This window comes from Tannerella serpentiformis (genome assembly GCF_003033925.1).
Classification (GTDB): domain Bacteria; phylum Bacteroidota; class Bacteroidia; order Bacteroidales; family Tannerellaceae; genus Tannerella; species Tannerella serpentiformis.
This window is the reverse complement of record NZ_CP028365.1, coordinates 240,946-260,105: the sequence shown is the minus strand read 5'-3', so window position 1 is coordinate 260,105 and position 19,160 is coordinate 240,946. Positions and strand designations below refer to the sequence as shown.

The 19,160-nt window shown below is 58.5% G+C and carries 13 protein-coding genes; 5 read left to right on the top strand and 8 right to left on the bottom strand.

Features of this window, described 5'->3' with window-relative positions; all coding sequences use genetic code 11:
* The 7 genes from C7123_RS01085 to C7123_RS01055 form a co-directional block, all read right to left on the bottom strand.
* Positions 1-1,023, bottom strand: a complete 1,023-nt coding sequence (locus C7123_RS01085) for a vWA domain-containing protein (RefSeq protein ID WP_069175483.1) — start codon at positions 1,021-1,023, stop codon at positions 1-3.
* A 12-nt stretch (positions 1,024-1,035) separates the two neighbouring features.
* Complete coding sequence (locus C7123_RS01080) at positions 1,036-2,025, bottom strand: vWA domain-containing protein (protein WP_069175482.1); 990 nt, start codon at positions 2,023-2,025, stop codon at positions 1,036-1,038.
* Complete coding sequence (locus tag C7123_RS01075) at positions 2,022-3,005, bottom strand: hypothetical protein (RefSeq protein ID WP_069175481.1); 984 nt, start codon at positions 3,003-3,005, stop codon at positions 2,022-2,024. The genes C7123_RS01080 and C7123_RS01075 overlap by 4 nt, the downstream gene beginning before the upstream one ends.
* Before the next feature lie 12 nt (positions 3,006-3,017).
* The gene (locus C7123_RS01070) at positions 3,018-3,887 is read right to left on the bottom strand and encodes a DUF58 domain-containing protein (RefSeq protein ID WP_069175480.1); all 870 of its coding nucleotides are present in this window, start codon (positions 3,885-3,887) and stop codon (positions 3,018-3,020) included.
* A 39-nt stretch (positions 3,888-3,926) separates the two neighbouring features.
* Positions 3,927-4,922 carry an AAA family ATPase gene (locus C7123_RS01065; protein ID WP_037984222.1) on the bottom strand — a complete coding sequence of 332 codons (996 nt, stop codon included), beginning with the start codon at positions 4,920-4,922 and terminating at the stop codon, positions 3,927-3,929.
* Positions 4,923-5,074: 152 nt separating this feature from the next.
* Positions 5,075-5,554 carry a hypothetical protein gene (locus C7123_RS01060; RefSeq protein WP_069175479.1) on the bottom strand — a complete coding sequence of 160 codons (480 nt, stop codon included), beginning with the start codon at positions 5,552-5,554 and terminating at the stop codon, positions 5,075-5,077.
* A 517-nt stretch (positions 5,555-6,071) separates the two neighbouring features.
* Positions 6,072-7,688, bottom strand: coding sequence for a DUF3078 domain-containing protein (locus C7123_RS01055; protein ID WP_069175478.1), 1,617 nt, complete (start codon positions 7,686-7,688; stop codon positions 6,072-6,074).
* A gap of 89 nt (positions 7,689-7,777) precedes the next feature.
* Between C7123_RS01055 and C7123_RS01050 the strand changes: the two genes are divergently transcribed.
* Entirely contained in the window at positions 7,778-9,004 is a 1,227-nt protein-coding gene (locus C7123_RS01050) for an S-adenosylmethionine:tRNA ribosyltransferase-isomerase (RefSeq protein ID WP_069175477.1), read from the top strand.
* 68 nt (positions 9,005-9,072) lie between these two features.
* Entirely contained in the window at positions 9,073-11,070 is a 1,998-nt protein-coding gene (gene porE, locus C7123_RS01045) for a PorE family type IX secretion system protein (protein WP_083206904.1), read from the top strand.
* A 1,168-nt stretch (positions 11,071-12,238) separates the two neighbouring features.
* Here porE and tamL read toward each other — a convergent pair.
* Positions 12,239-14,536 (bottom strand): translocation and assembly module lipoprotein TamL, encoded by a 2,298-nt coding sequence (tamL, locus tag C7123_RS01040; RefSeq protein ID WP_069175476.1) that lies wholly within the window; start codon positions 14,534-14,536, stop codon positions 12,239-12,241.
* Between the two features lie 609 nt (positions 14,537-15,145).
* Between tamL and C7123_RS01035 the strand changes: the two genes are divergently transcribed.
* Genes C7123_RS01035 through C7123_RS01025 form a run of 3 tightly spaced genes read left to right on the top strand, consistent with a single transcriptional unit; the run spans position 15,146 to position 18,899 of the window.
* Positions 15,146-15,709 carry an L-threonylcarbamoyladenylate synthase gene (locus tag C7123_RS01035; RefSeq protein ID WP_069176385.1) on the top strand — a complete coding sequence of 188 codons (564 nt, stop codon included), beginning with the start codon at positions 15,146-15,148 and terminating at the stop codon, positions 15,707-15,709.
* Positions 15,710-15,711: 2 nt separating this feature from the next.
* Positions 15,712-17,100: a sugar transferase gene (locus C7123_RS01030; protein WP_069176384.1), complete on the top strand. Its 1,389-nt coding sequence runs from the start codon at positions 15,712-15,714 to the stop codon at positions 17,098-17,100.
* A gap of 14 nt (positions 17,101-17,114) precedes the next feature.
* Positions 17,115-18,899: a chloride channel protein gene (locus C7123_RS01025; protein WP_069176383.1), complete on the top strand. Its 1,785-nt coding sequence runs from the start codon at positions 17,115-17,117 to the stop codon at positions 18,897-18,899.
* The last annotated feature ends 261 nt before the right edge of the window (positions 18,900-19,160 follow it).

Sequence of the window (19,160 nt, the reverse complement as noted above, 5' to 3'; positions counted from 1 at the left end):
CTATCTCGAAAACAGCTTGACCCGACGGAAGATCCGATTCCGGCGATCCATGATGATATACTCCGCGATGAGCAGCAGGAGCACGATCCACGCGAGGCTCTGGAACTGCTCGTCGTATTCGGAATAGACCTGGCTTTCTTGCTCGGCCTTCTGCATCTTGTCGATCTCTTTTTGCAGCGTGTGCAGGGCCGAGTTGGTGTTGTCGGCGCGGACATAGATGCCTTTGCCAGCGGCGGCTATCTCCTGACACATCTGTTCGTTGAGTCGGGTGATGACCACGTTGCCGTCGTTGTCCTTCATGTAATTGCTGCTTCCACCGACGGGGATGGGCGCGCCTTCGGGCTGCCCGATGCCGACGATGTTGACGCTGATGCCTCGATCGGCAGCGGCTTTGGCGGCCTTCACGGCGTCGTCCTCATGGTTCTCGCCGTCGGTGATCAGCAGGATGGTCTTACCCGCCTGGTCGTTCGGCGTGAAGGAACGCAGGGCTAAGTTGATGGCTGCGCCGATGGCCGTGCCTTGCGTGGAGACCATCGAGGGGCTGATGGAGGAGAGGAACATCTTGGCGGAGATATAGTCCGACGTGATGGGCAGCTGCGTGAAGGCGTCGCCGGCGAAGACGATCAGCCCCACCTTGTCGTTGGTGAAGCTCTCGGTCATGCGGGAGAGCATCTGCTTGGCCTTCTCGAGGCGGTTGGGCTGGATGTCCTCGGCCATCATCGAGTTGGAGACGTCGAGGCAGATCATGATCTCTACGCCGCGCTTCTTTACCGTCTCGAGCTTGGAGCCGAACTGTGGCCCGGCGATCACGAAGATCATCACGGCCACGGCGGCGAAGAAGAGCCAGAACTTCAGGTGCTCGCGCTTACGCGACACTTCCGGCATGAGCTCGGCCACGAGCTTCGGGTCGCCGAAGCGACGCACGGCCCGCCGACGGTCGATGAGGGTGTAGACGTAGCCCCCGATCATCACCGGGAGCACGGCCAGCAGGTAGAGGTATATGGGGTGTGCAAAACGAAACATGGGGGAGGGGGATTACGGGATTCTCTTGAGGATAGTGATGCGCAGGAGCCACTCGATGAGCAGCAGGCCCAGCACGACGAGGGCGATGCGCGTGTATTCCTCTTGCTTCTTGCTGAACTCGCGGACGCTGATTTTGGTCTTCTCCATCTTGTCGATCTCGGCGTAGATGGACTTGAGGCTCGAGTTGTTCGTGGCGCGGAAGTATTGGCCGCCGGTGATGGAGGCGATCTGTTGCAGAGTCGGCTCGTCGATGTCGACGGGCACCATCTGCATTTGGATCGTGCCGCCGGGCAGTCGGAAGGGGTAGGGCGCCTCGCCCTGAGTGCCCACGCCGATCGTATAGACGCGGATGCCGAACGTGCGAGCGATCTCGGCCGCCGTCACCGGGGCGATCTCGCCGCGGTTGTTCGAGCCGTCGGTCAAGAGGATGATCACCTTCGACTTGGCTTGGCTGTCCTTGATGCGACTCACGGCGTTGGCCAGTCCGACGCCAATGGCGGTACCGTCCTCGATCATGCCGCTTTGGATGTCTTTGAAGAGGTTCAGCAGCACGGCGTGATCAGTCGTGAGGGGGCACTGGGTGAAGCTCTCGCCGGAGAAGACCACGAGGCCGATGTTGTCGTTCGGTCGACCGTTGATGAAGCTGGCGGCTACATTCTTGGCCGCCGTCAGTCGGTCGGGGCGCAGGTCACGGGCGAGCATACTGCCCGAGATGTCCATGGCCATCATAATGTCGATGCCTTCGGTCGAGGAGTTCTGCCAGCTGTCCGTCGACTGCGGGCGGGCCAGAATGACGATGACGAGCGCGATGGCCACCATGCGCAGCACGAAGGGCAGATGGCGCAGGCGCACCTTGGCAGTCGTCATGCCCGGCTGCGCGAAGGCTTCGGACGACGACATCTCCATGCTCGCCTGGCTGCGGCGTAGTTTCCACACATACGCAGCAATCAGCGGCGCAAGCAGGATCAACAAAAACAAATAGGCGGGATTAGCAAACGTCATTTCTTATCCTCCTTAGTTACGGTTTCTGGGGCTGTCCCATCGGGCTGCGGCGCCTCGGTGCGTTTCGTTTGGTTGACGAAGAGGTAGGCGTTGCGCATGCTCTCGTCGTTCTCGTCGGGCAGGGGGTGCAGCTTGGCAAACTTCACATAGTCCGACAGGCGGAGCACCTGCCGCAGCGTGTCGTAGACGGTGCGTTCGTCGGTCTCACGCTCGATGATGGCGAGGATCTCCTCGGAGGTCTTCTCCATCGCATTCACGCCGTAGCGGCGAGAGATGTAGCGGCGGAGCGTGTCGGTCACCTGCGTATAGTATTCCTTGTTCAGGCCTTGCTGCCAGAGCTTTTGATCCTTGATGGAGTCTAACTCGCGGATAGCCGTCTCGTAGGGCGGGAGTTCCGGTTCGGCTGGCTTGACGGGCACTTCCGACCGATGGCGGCGGTAGCGCTGCACTAAGTAGCCGATCACGCAGATGAGGAACAGCGCGGTCAGAACGCCGAAGATCCACGGATAATAGTCGGCCAAGACGAAGGGCGGCTTCCAGACGTCCTTGATGTCGTAGAACTTCTCCGGGTTGTCCACGTCGACGGGCACGGTGGAGACTTTCAGCGCCACCTGGTTCGACGCGATCGTATCGGCGCCGTCGATGGCGATGAAGGGCGGGAGTAGGTAGAGCGACGAATCGAAGGAAGTAACGAGGATGTCGCGGCGAATGACCAAGCGACCGTCGGCCACCGTCGAATCAGCGTCGGAGACGGAGATCACCTCTACGCCCGTCATCAGTGTGTCGCTGGGCAGGGGGATGATGATCCGTCGGTTGGGGTCGGTTGTGACGGTCACGTGCAGCGTCGTCTGTTCGCCGACGAGGATGTCGGCCGTGTCGACCTTCACGTCGATCAGTGTCTGCTGCGCTCCAGCGCTGAACCCCGCGAGGAGGCATACGACGAGGAGAAGCATACGGACGCTTATCACTTTCAATTTCATTGTCAGGAAAAGTCAGTTTCGTTTATCGAAGAGAGCCAGCAGCGCCTTCACATAGTCGTCCTCCGTACGGATAGAGACGGCGTCGATGCGGCTCTTTTGGAAGGCGGCGTTCATCTCCGCCTGCCGTTTGTCCCACCACGTGCGGTAGGCTTCACGCACTCGTTTGGAGGAGCTGTCGATCCATCGTTCTTGGCCGGTCTCGGCGTCGCGCACTTTCATCAGGCCTACGGCGGGCAGCTCCGTCTCGCGGCGGTCGTAGACTTGGATGGCTACGATGTCGTGCTTGCGGTTGGCGATGGTCAGCGCGTCGCGGTAGTTGCCGCGGTCGATGAAGTCGGAGAGCAGGAAGGCCGTGCAACGCTTCTTGATGGCGTTGGTGAGGTACTTCAGCGCTTGGTTGATGTCCGTCTGACGGTCGTCGGGCCGGAAGTCGATCAGCTCGCGGATGATATATAAGATGTGTCGGCGGCCCTTCTGCGGGGGGATGAACTTCTCGATCTTATCGGAGAAGAAGATGACGCCGATCTTGTCGTTGTTCTGTATGGCGGAGAAGGCCAGCGTGGCGGCGATCTCCGTCGTCACGTCGCGCTTCATCTGCGACACGGTGCCGAAGTCCTTGCTGCCCGATACGTCGATGAGCAGCATGACAGTCAGCTCGCGCTCTTCCTCGAAGACCTTGATGTAGGGCCGGACGTAGCGCGCGGTGACTTTCCAATCGATGTCGCGCGTGTCGTCGCCGAACTGGTATTCGCGGACTTCGCTGAAGGCCATACCGCGCCCCTTGAAGGCTGAGTGGTATTGCCCGGCGAAGATGTTGTTCGAGAGTCCGCGCGTCTTGATTTCGATCTGCCGGACCTTCTTTAAGAGTTCGCTCGTCTCCATCCTTACCTATTAATCTATACGGATGATGGGCGGCGGGGGTTAGGGCACCTCGACTTTGTTGAGGATCTCGCTCACGATGGCTTCGGAGGTCAGGTTGTTGGCTTCGGCCTCGTAGCTGAGCCCGATGCGGTGACGCATGACGTCGTGGCAGACGGCGCGCACGTCTTCGGGGATCACGTACCCGCGCTGCTTGATGAAGGCGTAGGCGCGGGAGGCCAGTGCGAGGTTGATCGAGGCGCGGGGTGAGGCGGCGAAGGCGATCATGGACTGGAGGTCGGTGAGGCCGTACTCCTGCGGGAAGCGGGTGGCGAAGACGATGTCCACGATGTAGCGCTCGATCTTCTCGTCGATGTAGACCTCGCGCACGATGTCGCGGGCGGCCATGATCTGCTTCGTGTCCATCACGGGGCGGATCTCAGGCGCGTGCCCGGTGATGTTCTGCCGGATCACCTGTTTCTCTTCCTCCTTCTTCGGGTAGTTGATGATGACCTTGAGCATGAATCGGTCCACCTGCGCCTCGGGCAGCGGGTAGGTGCCTTCTTGCTCGATGGGGTTCTGCGTGGCCATGACGAGGAAGGGGGCGGGGAGCTTGTAGGTCGTTTCGCCGATGGTCACCTGCCGCTCCTGCATGGCTTCGAGCAGTGCGCTTTGCACCTTGGCCGGGGCACGGTTGATCTCGTCAGCCAGCACGAAGTTGGCGAAGATGGGGCCTTGGCGCACTTGAAATTCCTCGTTCTTCTGGCTGTAAACCATAGTCCCGATCACGTCGGCCGGGAGCAAGTCGGGGGTGAACTGGATGCGGCTGTATTTGGCGTCGATCAGTGAGGCGAGCGTCTTAATGGCGAGCGTTTTGGCCAGCCCGGGGACGCCCTCGAGGAGGATGTGCCCGTCGGAAAGCAGGCCGATGAGCAGCGACTCGATGAGGTGTTTCTGCCCGACGATCACTTGATTCATTCCCATGGTGAGCGTTGTCACGAACGTGCTGTGGCGCTCGATTCGCTCATTCAATTCCCGGATATCTACTGTTTGATTCATAGACGTTTGATTGATACTTATACTGTCCTTTTCTATTCTGGGGCGCAAAAGTAGACCCTTTAGCGAGTGAGTGCCCGCGAGGCGTGGTTAAAGAAATGGAAGCTGTTTTGAATTTGCTGAAGCGCGGATGGATGCTGCGGAGGGATGGGCGATTATTCGTCGTCGGCGACGTTTTTCCGGCGTGAGGGGCGGGCGTAGCGCTGGCCGATCTCTTTGACGACGGCTTTGAGGGAGCCTTCGAACCGTGAGGCCTTCTTGAGGTAGCCGTAGACCTCGTTGGCCTCGGCCAGAGCGTCGGCGGAGGAGGCGTAGATGGTGTCGTCGAGCTTTTCGAGCAGCGAGGCGACGGAGGCGCGGAGGCCTTTGAGTCGGTGCATAAGCAGGACGTCGTGCTCGAACTCGTCCACGTCGAAGGTCGACAAGAGGTATTTGGGGAAGCTCTGGGCGCCGCGGAGGGCCATGTCGACAAAAGCGGCGGTGCGCGGGCCGGAGGGCCTGATGCGCCGCTTGTCAGCGGTAGAGAGGGCGATCAGGAAAGGCAGTTCGGACTCGATTTTCTTGATCATCTCTTGGATTTTGTCGCATGATGCCTCGCTGAGCGTGGCCGAGACCAGATTTTTCGTCTTGTTCATCGCAGTAGGGGTTATGATTGATGGCGTAAAGGTAGCGGCTGTCTTTGAATGATGCTTGTGTGATCAAATTTTGATGACGCGCGAGCAACAACAAGCTGGCGAGTGATCAAATTTTGATGACACACGAGCAACAAGAAGCTGGTGCGTGATCAAATTTTGATGACGCATGAGCTTTTTTACCTCTTACGTGATCAAATTTTGATGACGCGCGAGTAACAAAAAGCTGGCGTGTGATCAAATTTTGTTCACGCGTGATCGAATTTTGATGACGTGTGAGGTTTTTTACCTCTCGCGTGATCGAATTTTGATGACGCGTGAGGTTTTTTACCTCTCACGTGATCGAATTTTGATGACGCGTGAGGTTTTTTACCTCTCACGTGATCGAATTTTGATGACACATGGATAACGCAAGCGGACGAAACAAGAAAGGGAGCCCACGGATGAGCTCCCTTTGCTTATACCTTATAGAATAGGGCCGGATGACGGGCGGCGGATGCCCGCGGGTCTGCCCTTCAGGCTAATCCCACTTGTAGCTGAAGCCGAAACTGAGGATCTGGTTCGTTTGGACGTAGGAATCGTAGCCGGGCGTCTTCGTGACGCTGTCGTCGAAGCGGAGGTAGACGTTGATCATGGTCGAGAAGAAGCGGCTGAAGGCCATGTCGAGCGAGTTTTCGAACTCGGCCAGGATGTTCCGGTAGGTGGTGTTGTAGTAGAGGCGTGATTTCCACGTGACGTTGTGGTTGGGCTTGAGTACCATGTCCATACGAACCGTGGAGCCGATCTTATGCAGCACGCGTTCGTAGCCTCCGGAGGCGTCTTTGGGGAAGCCGTGGGGGCTGCGGTCGACGGCGGCGTCGAGGCTGTACATGTGGGTGTAGGAGATGGGTGCGATGTTGACGGCCAGCTTGAGCGAGCGGCCGCGGGTGCGGAATTTCTTCTCCAGGTCGTACTTCATACCCAGGCCCACGTTGACGATGTAGGGCGAGAGGAGGGCCACCTGGCGGACGTTGGTGTTCTTCTTATAGTTGGCCACGAGTGGCGTCTTGAGTTCGCCGTCGATGGTGTAGAACCAGCGGCTGAAGGCGCGGTAGCCGAAGTTGGTGTAAAGGCGGAAGAGGTTGTCGCCGAACTTGTAGTTGCGGAGCGTGTCGTCGGAGGCGGTGTAGACGCTGAGGTCGACCTGGAGGAGGTTCTTGAGCTGGATGCGGTCGCGGGCGTAGTTGTACTGGAAGAGGTTTTTGGAGAGGATGTTCAGGTTGCTGTTGCCCTCTTTGTACCAGTTGGGCGAGACGTAGTTCTGTGAGAAGCGGAGGGAGCTTTCGAGCGACGAGGTCCAGTAGCGGCGGTCGGGGATGAACTTCGGGGGCGCGTCGTAGTCGTTGGCCGAGCGCTCGACGTGGTAGACGGGCACCTGCACATTGCCGTTCATGCGCATTCGCAGCGTGCGCTCCACGGGCAGGTCGTCGGCACTGTGGCGGAAGTAGTTCGGGTGGTAATGGCGCACGTAGCGATAGGCGTAGTCCTGGATGATGATGCGGTTTTCGGCCCGTTCAAAGGGGTGAATGGGGCGGTAGAGGGAGCGCTCCCACGGTCGATCGTTGAGATCCATGGGGCGGTAGAAGACGATGCGCCGCGCATTGTCGAGGTTCTTCTTTTTGAAGAGCACGGGCATGAAGAGCGGGTTGACGATGATGGTGTCGTTGAAGGTGAAGTAGCTCGGTATGCGGCCCGTGGCGCTCCTCCAGTAGCGCGACCAGTAGAGCGCGCGGTCGGACATGGTGAGCGGTTCCGTGGGGAGGATGATGGGCGTGCTGAGGTCGGTGGCTGCGGGGCGTTCCAGGGTCGTGTCACGTCGGGCACGGCGCTCCATCCGCTCCAGTAGGCGGGCGTTCAGGTCGCTGGGCTCCGCGCGGAGGGTGTCGGGCGTGGTGGTACGCTGGCGGACGGTGGGCTGCGAGGTGTGGGTCGGCTCGGCCGATTGGGCGACGGAATCGCGTCGCATGGCCCGCTCCATGCGAGCGCGGATGCGGGCGTCGTTGTTCAAGTCTTGCGCTACGGAAGCGGTAGCCAGGAGGATCAGTCCAGTAGCGACGGTCAGGAGTCGCGTGCAAACGTTACGTGTTTTAGTCTTCATCGTGTGTCTACATTAATAGGAGTGTGTGTGATGGCCGGCAAAAGTAGGCGGTGAATCTGAAGCTGTACGCCCTACATTTGTCCGCCGTTATGCATACCCCCCAACAGATACACATCAGCGATTACGCGTACGCACTCCCCGACGATCGGATTGCGAAGTACCCCCTGGCCGAGCGCGACGCCTCCAAACTGCTCATCTATCGCGGTGGGCAGATCCGCGAGACGCTCTTCCGCCACTTGCCCGACTGCCTGCCGGACGGTGCACTGCTTGTCTTCAACAACACCCGGGTCATTCGGGCCCGCCTACTGTTCCGTAAGGACACCGGCGCCATGATCGAAATCTTCTGCCTCGAGCCAGCCGTGCCGAGCGACTATGAGCAGTCGTTTGCACAGACGGCCCATTGCACCTGGCATTGCCTCGTGGGCAACAGCAAGCGATGGAAGTCGGGCCAGCTGCACACCACGGTCACCGTCGGCGGTGAACCAGTTACGCTCTCGGCCGAACGCGTCTCCGTAGCGGGCGAGGCGGGCGATCTCGTCGATTTCCACTGGGACAATCCCCGCTGCACCTTCTCCGACGTGCTCGAGGCTGTCGGCGTACTGCCCATTCCGCCCTATCTGCACCGTGAGACAGAGGCGCAAGATCTGCAGACGTATCAGACCGTCTATTCGAAGGTCAAGGGCTCCGTGGCGGCGCCTACGGCCGGGCTGCACTTCACGCCTGCGGTGTTGGCCGAGCTGGACGCCCGAGGGATCGAGCGCGAAGAAGTGACGCTACACGTAGGCGCTGGAACTTTCCGCCCCGTCAAGAGTGACACGATCGGCGGTCATGCGATGCACACGGAGCACTTTGCGGTCACGCGGCGGACAGTGGACCGACTGCTGGCTAAGCCGGAGCATGTGATCGCCGTGGGTACGACGTCGGTACGTACGCTCGAGAGTCTCTATTATATCGGTTGTGCGTTGGCGCGGGATGGAGCGGACGAGTCGGCCGACGGAGCGTTCACCGTGGGCCAATGGGAGCCGTACGACGCCGATGCACCCACGCTGACGGCGGAGGAGGCGCTCCGGGCCATCCTTAGCTACCTGGACCGCCGCGGGATGGATCGCCTGTGGGCCGCCACACAGATCATCATTGCGCCGGGGTACCAGTTCAAGATCGTACGCGGTATGGTCACCAACTTCCACCAGCCACAGAGCACCCTGCTGCTGCTTGTCTCGGCCTTCGTGGGTGGGGATTGGCGCACGATCTACGACTACGCCTTGGCGCACGACTTCCGATTCTTGAGCTACGGCGATAGCTCGCTGTTGTTATAGTCCGTCGTCCTGGATCGACACACGGACTGTGCAGCAATAACCCCCAAACTTGCTTCGTTCAATTAGAAATGAAAACCCTGTACGCAATTAGAAAACATGCGGCGCTTTCCCTGGTCTGCTGCCTGCTGATCGGCCTCGTCACGTCTTGCAAGACGGTCAAGCTGAAGGATGCCGAGGAAAAACAGCAACTCGGAGAGTACTATGCCGCGGCGGAGATGTATCGGAAGCTCTACACCAAGTCGAAGCCCGACCAGAAGGACTTGCGCGCTTACATCGCTTACCGCATGGGATACTGCAACCAGCGCGTAAACAACAACGGCCGAGCGATCAGTGCCTACCTCAATGCCCTCCGTTACGATTATCCGGACAGCCTCTTGCGCTTCAGACTCGGTCAGGCGTGTCAGAAAGAGGGACGCTACGACGAGGCCGCCCGGTATTACCGCGAATATTTGGCTGAGGCGCCCACGGATCAGCGTGCCGTACTGGCTTTGGCGGGCTGTGATTCGGCCGTCAGATGGCGCGATCGGCCGACGCTTTACCAGGTCTCCCGCATGGAGGTCTTCAATTCTCGGCGCAGTGAGTGCTGCCCCATGTATTATGGTGACAAATACGATCAAGTTTACTTCAACTCCACCCAGGGGATCGTCCATAAGGATTCCGTCAATGCTATCACGGGGCTGAAAAACAATGCGCTCTTCTTCGCCAAGAAGAATGAGCAGGGCGTCTGGACAAAGCCGAAGGAGGTGGAGGACCCAGTGGCCAGCGAGTATGATCAGGGTACGCCCTCGTTCACCCGAGATGGCAACACGATGTACTACACCTTCTGCGCCGTCGACGCTACCGAGCCGCGCACGGCTGAGATCTACCAATCCTTGCGCAGCGGGGCTGCATGGAGCAAGGGTCAGCGTGCGAACGTGTTGAAGGACTCGATCACGCTGCTGGCCCACCCAGCGGTTTCGCCCGACGGGAAGTACCTCTATTTCGTGGCCGAATCCGTCGGCGGATACGGTGGCAAGGACCTCTTCCGATCGCGAATCGTAGGCGGTTCGGACTTTGGCGGCATGGAGAACCTTGGCCCCGTGATCAATACGGCGGGCGATGAGCTGTTTCCCTACGTCCGCGACTCGGTGACGATCTACTTCGCCTCCGACGGGCATCCCGGGATGGGCGGGCTCGACCTGTTCCGCGCCAAGCAGGACAGCGCCGGGCAATGGCACGTGGAGAACCTCGGCGCGCCCATCAACTCGTCGTTCGACGATTTCGGTATCACGTTCGAGGGACAACGCGAGCGCGGACTTTTCTCCTCTAATCGCGGCGATGCGCGGGGCTGGGATCACATCTATTCGTTCGAGTATCCCACGTTCACGATGAAGATTGATGGTTACGTTTCCGATGTCGACGAGGTGCCCATCGATAAAGCCATCGTCCGAATTGTAGGTCGTGACGGCATGAACCGCAAGATACCGGTTAAGAAAGACGGGTCGTACAGCGTCGAGCTTGCCCGGGGGATGGACTACGTGATGATGGCCGAAGCGCCCAACTACCTCAACCAAAATTTCGAGCTGAAGACCGAGGCGGAGGAGAAGAATGAGACGTACTACGTGGACTTCTTCCTCTCGCCCACCGACAAGCCGGTCGTTGTTGAGAACATCTTCTACGATTTCGATCGTGCAACGCTTCGCCCCGAGTCAAAGGAAGCCTTGGATCGGTTGATCAAACTGCTTCGTGATAACCCCTCTGCGCGGATCGAGCTGGGTGCGCACACCGATCGGAAGGGATCGGACGCCTATAATGAGGGTCTGGCGCAACGCCGCGCACAGTCGGTCGTGGATTACCTCATCGCTGCGGGCATCGACGCGGCACGCCTGACGGCCAAAGGGTACGGCAAAATGGTTCCGAAGACCATCACGGCCAAGCTGGCCGAGAAGTATCCCTTCTTGCCCGAGGGCACTGTGCTCAGTGAGGAGTTCGTCAACAGTCTGCCGCAGGAGCAGCAAGAAGTGGCCGACCAACTGAATCGGCGGACGGAGTTCCAGGTGACCGGCATGGACTATGAGATAAAATAGATCGCACGACCACATGGGCCGTCTGACGGACAGCCTATCCGGCCGGACAGATGCAGTTACGCAGCCGCTGCACCTGTCCGGCCGTTTTTATTTTATTGATTATGCCGACTGCAGGGTTGCAGTTCTAAAAGAATACATATATTTGTTCGCCCATAGGAGAGATGCGGAACCATTTCTCCTGAGAAGTGTCCTTAGTTTAAGACCTGAAAATTTTCACATCACTTGATAACCGTCAAGATAGAGCTCCCCCTGCGTGATACGTGGGGGGAGCTTTTTTTTCTTCAGGATGGGAAAACGGTTTGCGTAGAGATAGGTCCGTATGCAGAATGGCTGTAAAGCGGCTTATTGAGTTGCTGGCGAGCCGTTTGCGGGGTATAAAAACAAACGCTGAATGGCAACTCTGCACGCTGCAGAGTAGGAAAACAAAGTCTGTTTTGAGGTTCTGCACGCTGCGGAGTAGAAAAACAAAGTCTGTTTTTGGGTTTTGCACGCTGCGGAGTGCGAAAACAAGATCTGTTTTTGGGTTCTGCACACTGCAGAGTGCCAAAACAAACTTTGTTTTTGAGGTCTGCACACTGCGGAATGCGGAAAACAGATTTTGTTTTCGTACTCCGCAGCGTGCAGAGTGGGAAAACAGAACTTGTTTTTAAGTCATTCAGCGTGCGGAGTATGGAATCGAGATTTGTTTTATAGGTTAAATGACGTAAAGGTATAGCATGCGTATACCGTGTGTATACCCCTACGATATGCGTAATCAAAAATTGAAAAACAAAAGGTGAATCACGCTGCTTGTGTAGGTATCATTTTTATTTTGGAAGATCTATCATGTACAGGATTGGGGCGCAAAAGCATATGCCCTACAATACATCTGTAGCATGCAGATAAATACAGATAGGAATAGATTGAATCCTGATTGGGAGAATGTATAGGTCTGCTCATTCCTTTGGGTCTACCCATTTACATATAGGGTACATGCGGGGACGTATGCTTTTACGCCCCTACCAGGCGATGAATAACTTATACCGATAAAGAATACTACTCATGCAGACGGCAGGGTATATGCAGGGGCATATGCAATACACCTCTACCGAGTGCACAATAGGTACACCCAAAAAGGAATGATAACCGTGCATGCAGAACGGTTCAGATTTCGTTTCCCGATTTTCGGTCAGAACGGATAACCGATAGCGAAATGCCAAGCGAAATTGTTGGTCAGATTGGGGCGGGAGATGGCCCAGCGACGCGCACCGCGTTGTCCGGGGTCGTAGGCCTTGAGTCCGGTATCGAAGCGGATGAGGAAATAGTCAAAATCGAGTCGGAGACCGAGTCCGTACGAGAGGGCGATCTCACGGTAGAAGCGTGAAAGGCGAAAATCGCCGTCGGGCTGATAGCCGTAACGACGTATGGTCCAAATATTTCCAGCATCTATGTAGGCGGCGAGCTCGAACTTCCAGAAGAGGCGTGTGCGGTATTCGATGTTCGCATCGAGTCGGATGTCGCCCACTTGGTTGATGAACGACGTGGACTCCTCGTCCGCCATACTGCCCGGGCCAAGTGTGCGGACGGACCACCCGCGATTATTATTTGCGCCGCCGGCATAGTATCGGCGCACGAAGGGTATTTCCGTGGAGTTTCCGTAGGGAACGCCCAGCCCGCCACCGATGTGAAAAGCGACGCTGTTTCGTGCATCGAGAACGATACTGCGGGCATAGTCGATGTCGGCCTTCACGAACTGCGAATAAGTCGTTCCGAAGAGCTTATAACTACCGTCCGCGCCGCGGGATGCGCCTAACAAATGCGAGAGGCCATAGAGCGCATTGCCGGCCAGCTCGATCGCCGCACGAAGGGAATGCGCGCTGCGGTTCCGACGCATCGGGTCGTAACTGTTGAGCGAGTATGTATAGCCACTGCTTACGATGAACATGTCGGAGTAGTTGTATTTAGCCGTCAGCTCAGGTAATCGACTTCTGAAAGCCGTGTCGACGTGCAGCATGTATATGTAATCGACATCAATGAGCTTAAGTGTGTGGCGCGCAGGGTGGTTGGACGCGCCCGTTTGCCAGTTATAATTCCAGCCGCCGGATATGATGGCACGTCGATATTCGGGTCGGCGCTGCTGATCATAGCTGATTTTGAACTCGGTGGTGGCCCGCATGCGCCGCCGGAAGGCGTAACTGGCGAAGGGGAGGAGGAATGTCGGGAAATGGATAGAGGCTTCCGTTTCAAATTCCCAGTAATTGCCCCAACCACTCCTGCGATCGCCGCCGGAAAGGGCCTCGTACGCACCGCGGACTCGTGTCGACAAAAGTTCCGAGCCCCTCAGCAGGTTGCGATGACGGTAACTAACGGCCGAGGCGAAGCCCAGATCACCGCCGGAGTTGGTGCCTTCAAGTTCCAATCCGAAACCCTGCGGTGGGGCGGCTGCAGTAATGATGGTCGTTTGGAGCCTTACGGTGTCCGAGGGGTTATCCGTGGTTTCCTCGTATCGCAGGCTCACATGCCGCAGGGCTCCCAATCCGGCCAGCGAAGAGTAAGTCCGCTCGGCGTCGCGTTCATTAAACAGATGGCCCGGCAGCAGGAAGCAGCGCCGATAGAGCACGCCCGGGCGAAGCAGATGTTGGCCCGCAGCGTAACGGATCTCCACGTCACGAATGCGCACCGTGTCGGTCGCCGTGCGGAATAGGGTCGATGAATCTGTAAGGTGTGTCCTGCTGTCCACCAGGATACGCACCGAGTCGACGCAATAGAGTCGGTGCGGGTGCTCGATCGGTAAGGAGTCCGTGGCGATGCGGACGGGCCGGATGCGCATAACCAAATCGACGCGCTCCGGGACGGAGCTGTCGGCCGAGAAGTAGATATAATCGCGGTGAAAGGCAAAATATCCGTTCCGACGCATAAGCGACGTGATGCGTTGGCGCTCCTGTTCTAGCTCATCGCGGTCGAATCGTTGTCCGACTCGGATGGGCGTCGGCTCGGTGCGTAGCAAAGAGTCCATCCGATCGTCACCCGGTTCGAGGCGATAACTGGCAATCAGATACGGTGCGCCGGAGCGAATGCGGTAACGGACCGTGGCGCGTCGGCTGCGCGAGGTGTCGATCGCATAGTCCACCGCAGCCTGCACGAACCCCTTGTTCACCATGTAGCGCCGGAGCTCGTCGCGCGAGAGGACGATGAGTGACGTATCCATGATCACAGGAGCCTCGCCCATGCGGCGCAGCAGTCGGTCTGACCAACGGCCACGGTCGCTGGACCAGTCATAGACGTAGAGCGGCCATTTGAGTAGGCCGAAGATCTTTTGATTGGGATGCTGGTGGAGGTAGGACTTCAGTTCGGAGGTGGGGATGGGCGAGTAATCTGCTTCCACGCGTACGCGGTCAAGCAAGTATTCGCCTTCGCCCACATAGCGCGTCGTGCTGCACGAAGCCAGCACAAGGAGCGCGAGGAGGACAGGGGTGATGCGGGGCATATAGAATATGTATAGTGCGTGAGGAATGATTGACAATCGGGCGTCCCGACGGCTGGCAAAGGTAGGGCGCGGGGCAAAAAACGAAATCCGACGACCAAGTCTGCTCCGTGAATACCTGTCCCGTCGGGTGGCGAGAAAGCGTCGTTTGGTACGTGGAGTCACCTCGGGGCATACGGTGTGGCAACCCTTCCGGTCGGCTGACACCCCGTGCGCATTCGTAGGGAACACCACCTCAGCCGCTGCCCCCATCCGCCGACTGAGTCCGCCTCCCTATACCTATTATATATATGTATAGCCCGCCTGGCACCGCTCGCCCTCCCGATCGACGGATCACCCCGCAACCGACGCCTGTCCCTCTCATCCGTCCACAGACCTTGCACGCACAATGCGGCGGCTTAAGTCCCCATCAAGCGGGGTCAATCTGTCGATTCGGCGGAGGCAGTCCGCCCCTGCGCAGGCCCCACCTCCGGGGTCGGATTGGGGTGGGCCGTCCTCAGAATGGTCGGGCGGAAGTGTCAGTCGGGGGCGGTGTTTACACTTTTCGGTATTCCTTTGTGATCCAATTACAGAACCACATGGATTATGCACTCAATAAACGATAACGAACTGTTGCAGGCCGATCTCACGGCATGTGTGCGCACACTGCGCGAAGGCGGACTGATCCTTTATCCCACCGACACGATCTGGGGCATAGGCTGTGATGCGACCTCCGATGAGGCCGTCCGACGGGTTTATGCGCTCAAGCGGCGCGCCGATCACAAAGCCATGTTGACCCTCGCTGACAGCCCGGGACGAGTGATGGGGTACGTCGACGCCATCCCCGACATCGCCTGGGACCTCATCGAGCTCTCCGAACGTCCGCTGACGATCATCTATCCCCACGGACGGAACCTCGCGCCGTCGCTGCTCGGCCCAGACGGCTCGGTGGGCATACGCGTCACCCGCGAACGATTCTCACATGCGCTCTGTGAACGCTTTCGCCGTCCCATCGTGTCGACCTCAGCCAACCTCAGCGGACAAGCCGCGCCCGGATGCTACGACGAGGTCTGCCAGGAGATCATCCGCGGCGTGGACTACGTCGTCCATTATCGGCGCACGGATCGCTCCACAGCACGTCCCTCGGGCATCATCCGATTAGGCGCCGACGGAACCATTCAAGTCATACGCGAGTGATGATGAACCGCCGCCGCCAACGTCTCCTCTATCTGTCGTCCGACTTCGTCACCGCGGCCGTAGCGTGGGCTGTGCTCAACGTGGTACGCTTTCACGAGGTGGCCCGCTACGACTTCGGTACGCTGGCCGACTTCCTCGGCTATCGGCAAGTCATTCAGGTGCAGCTTATCGTACCCTTCTTCTGGCTGGCCCTCTATTTCCTTTCGGGTTACTACAATCGGCCCTTCGGCAAGTCGCGTATCGAGGAGGCCTTCACCACCTTCGTGAGCGTCGGGCTAGGGTGCGTCGTCATCTTTTTCGTGGTCATCCTCAACGACCTCCCGCGTTCGTTCGACGTTTACTATATCATCTTCTTCACCTACTGCGCGCTGCAATTCGTCCTGACCTACCTCGGGCGCAACATGATCACGAATCATGCTCTGCGGATGGTACGCCGCGGACTGTGGGTGACGGATGTCTTAGTCATCGGAACGGGTCAGCACGCCCCGGAGGCACGGCGCGATCTGGAACGGTTGGGCTATCGGGTGGAAGGGTTCGTCGGCCAACCGTCGACGGCGGAGGGTGTGCAGGAAACGCTGGGCTGTATTAGTGACTTGCCCGCGCTGATGGCCTCACGGACCGCACATGAGCTGGCGCTCGTCGTGGAGCCGGGGGGCGACGCCGACGCCGTGCACATTCTCTACTCACTCTACCGCTATAAGTGCCCCGTGAAGATCTGGGCGGCCAAGAACAGTCCGCTGGGGCGTGTCGGTGCGCGGACCATCCACGGCATCCCCCTGATCGACGCCACGGACAACAACTTCTCCGAGGCGGGTAAGAACCTCAAATGGTTGGCCGATAAGATCGTTTCCGCTATCGCTCTCCTGCTGCTCTCGCCCGTCTACGCCTACCTGGCTATCGGCGTCAAGCGTAGCTCGCCCGGCCCCGTACTGTTTCGGCAGGAGCGCATCGGGCGCGGTGGCCGACCCTTCACGATCTACAAGTTCCGCACGATGTACGTCGGTGCCGATCGTGACGGCCATCAGCTGACTCAACAGGACGACGACCGCGTGACGCCCTTCGGCGGTTTCCTCCGTAAATATCGGCTGGACGAGCTGCCGCAGTTCTGGAACGTGCTCATTGGCGACATGTCGCTCGTCGGGCCACGGCCTGAGCAGCGGTACTACATCGACCGCATCGTCCGCACTGCGCCCTACTTCTATTTATTGCACAACGTTCGCCCCGGCATCACCTCCTGGGGCATGGTCAAGTATGGCTATGCCGACACGGTGGAAAAGATGATCGAGCGCCTCGACTACGATATCCTCTATTACGAAAATATGTCCCTCGCCCTGGACCTGACTATCCTTATTTATACGGTCAGGACGGTGGTCACGGGCAAGGGCGTATGAAACACACGAACCACATGACAAACGAAAACCGCTTCTATCGCTTCCTGCTCTGGCGCGAACGCCACATTCGGGAGCGCAACTTCATTCTCATCATCAGTTTCCTGGTCGGTATCGGTGCCGCTACGGCCTCCCTACTGCTGAAGTTCCTTATCCACACCATCCAGCAGTTGCTCTGGGCCAACATCCGCGAGGGAGCCAACTATTGGCTGCTCCTTTACCCCATCATCGGCATCCTGCTGGCCGGAGTCTTCGTCTATTACGTCGTCCGCGACGACATCAGCCACGGCGTCACCAAGATCCTCTATGCCATCTCACAGCGCAAGAGCCGCATCAAGCCGCACAACATGTGGAGCTCGCTCGTGGCCAGTTCGCTGACGATCGGATTCGGCGGATCGGTCGGGGCCGAGGCGCCCATCGTGCTCACTGGCGCTGCCATCGGGTCGAACCTCGGCCGACTCTTCCGCATGGAGCAGAAAACGCTCATGCTACTCGTCGGCTGTGGTGCCGCGGGCGCCGTGGCGGGTATCTTCAAGGCTCCGATCGCCGGATTGGTCTTCGTCATCGAGGTGCTCATGCTCGACTTGACGATGACGTCCGTCTTGCCCCTGCTCATCTCGTCCGTCACGGCCGCCACGATGTCGTACGTCTTCTCCGGCACCGAGGCCATGTTCCAGTTTTCGCAGACCGAGGAGTTCGTCATGGAGCGCATCCCCTACGTCCTCTTGCTGGGCATCTTCTGCGGACTCGTCTCGCTCTACTTCACCCGTGCCATGCTGCGCGTCGAAGGGATCTACGCCGGCCTCTCGCACCGCTGGCAACGCTTCATCCTCGGCGCGGCCATGCTCAGTATCCTCATCTTCCTTTTCCCCCCACTCTACGGCGAGGGCTACGACACGATCGAGACCCTGCTCAACGGCGACTTTATCCACCTCATGGACCAAAGCCCCTTCCTCGGCATGGAGAATGGCTATTGGGGCATCGTCATCTTCCTCGGCCTCATCCTCCTCACGAAAGTCTTCGCCTCGGCGGCCACCAACGGCGGCGGCGGATGCGGTGGCGTCTTCGCCCCGAGCCTCTACATCGGCTGCATCGCGGGCTTCTTTTTCTCGCACATCCTCAACTTCTTCGGCCTGCCGGTCGACCTGCCCGAAAAGAATTTCGCCCTCATGGGCATGGCCGGCACCATGTCCGCCGTCATGCACGCCCCCCTGACGGGCGTCTTCCTCATCGCCGAGCTGACCGGCGGCTACAACCTCTTCCTGCCGCTGATGATCACCTCCATCGGCTCCTACGTCACCATCCGCGCCTTCGAGCCCCACAGCCTCTACACCATGCGTTTGGCCCAAAAGGGCGAACTCCTGACGCACCATAAGGACAAGGCCGTGCTGACGCTCATGAACGTCGGCAGTGTGATCGAAACGGACTTCATCGCCGTCCGCCCCGATATGAGCCTCGGCGACGTCGTCAAGGAGGCCATCGCCAAGAGCTCCCGCAGCATGTTCCCCGTGGTCAACACCGAAGGCGTGCTGCTGGGCATCGTGCTGGTGGACAACATCCGCAACATCATGTTCCGCCCCGAGCTGTACGAGCGTTTCCGCGTCTCGCGCTTCATGGTCTCGCCCCCCGCGCGCATTGTCAACGACATGCCGATGGAGAAAATCATGCACATTTTCGACGACACCAAGGCCTGGAACCTGCCCGTCGTCGACACCGAAGGCACCTACATCGGCTTTGTCTCCAAGTCGAAAATCTTCAACGCCTATCGCGAAGTACTTGTCGACACGTTCACCGGCGACTGACCTCCGAAGCCCCACAACAACATCTCGAGAATTGGATTCAAGACGGATCACCTGCTGTGCGTCTTGAATCCTTTTTGTTTTACGCCGAATCGCATGCAATCCGAAGCGAAACAATTTTGTATCGGATCGGATTGCACGCCATCTAATTCATATCCGATTTGAATCACTACAAATGGCATGCAATCCGAAGTGAAACAATTTTGTATCAGCTCAGATTGCACGCCATCTGACCCGTATCCGATTTGAATCACATCGAATCGC

Coding starts and splice junctions, on each gene's coding strand:
- C7123_RS01065 (WP_037984222.1), bottom strand. CDS start 4,922: ATGAATCAAACAGTAGATATCCGGGAATTGAATGAGCGAATCGAGCGC.
- C7123_RS01025 (WP_069176383.1), top strand. CDS start 17,115: ATGACAAACGAAAACCGCTTCTATCGCTTCCTGCTCTGGCGCGAACGC.
- C7123_RS01050 (WP_069175477.1), top strand. CDS start 7,778: ATGCATACCCCCCAACAGATACACATCAGCGATTACGCGTACGCACTC.
- C7123_RS01055 (WP_069175478.1), bottom strand. CDS start 7,688: ATGAAGACTAAAACACGTAACGTTTGCACGCGACTCCTGACCGTCGCT.
- C7123_RS01060 (WP_069175479.1), bottom strand. CDS start 5,554: ATGAACAAGACGAAAAATCTGGTCTCGGCCACGCTCAGCGAGGCATCA.
- C7123_RS01075 (WP_069175481.1), bottom strand. CDS start 3,005: ATGAAATTGAAAGTGATAAGCGTCCGTATGCTTCTCCTCGTCGTATGC.
- porE (WP_083206904.1), top strand. CDS start 9,073: ATGAAAACCCTGTACGCAATTAGAAAACATGCGGCGCTTTCCCTGGTC.
- C7123_RS01080 (WP_069175482.1), bottom strand. CDS start 2,025: ATGACGTTTGCTAATCCCGCCTATTTGTTTTTGTTGATCCTGCTTGCG.
- C7123_RS01070 (WP_069175480.1), bottom strand. CDS start 3,887: ATGGAGACGAGCGAACTCTTAAAGAAGGTCCGGCAGATCGAAATCAAG.
- C7123_RS01030 (WP_069176384.1), top strand. CDS start 15,712: ATGAACCGCCGCCGCCAACGTCTCCTCTATCTGTCGTCCGACTTCGTC.
- tamL (WP_069175476.1), bottom strand. CDS start 14,536: ATGCCCCGCATCACCCCTGTCCTCCTCGCGCTCCTTGTGCTGGCTTCG.
- C7123_RS01085 (WP_069175483.1), bottom strand. CDS start 1,023: ATGTTTCGTTTTGCACACCCCATATACCTCTACCTGCTGGCCGTGCTC.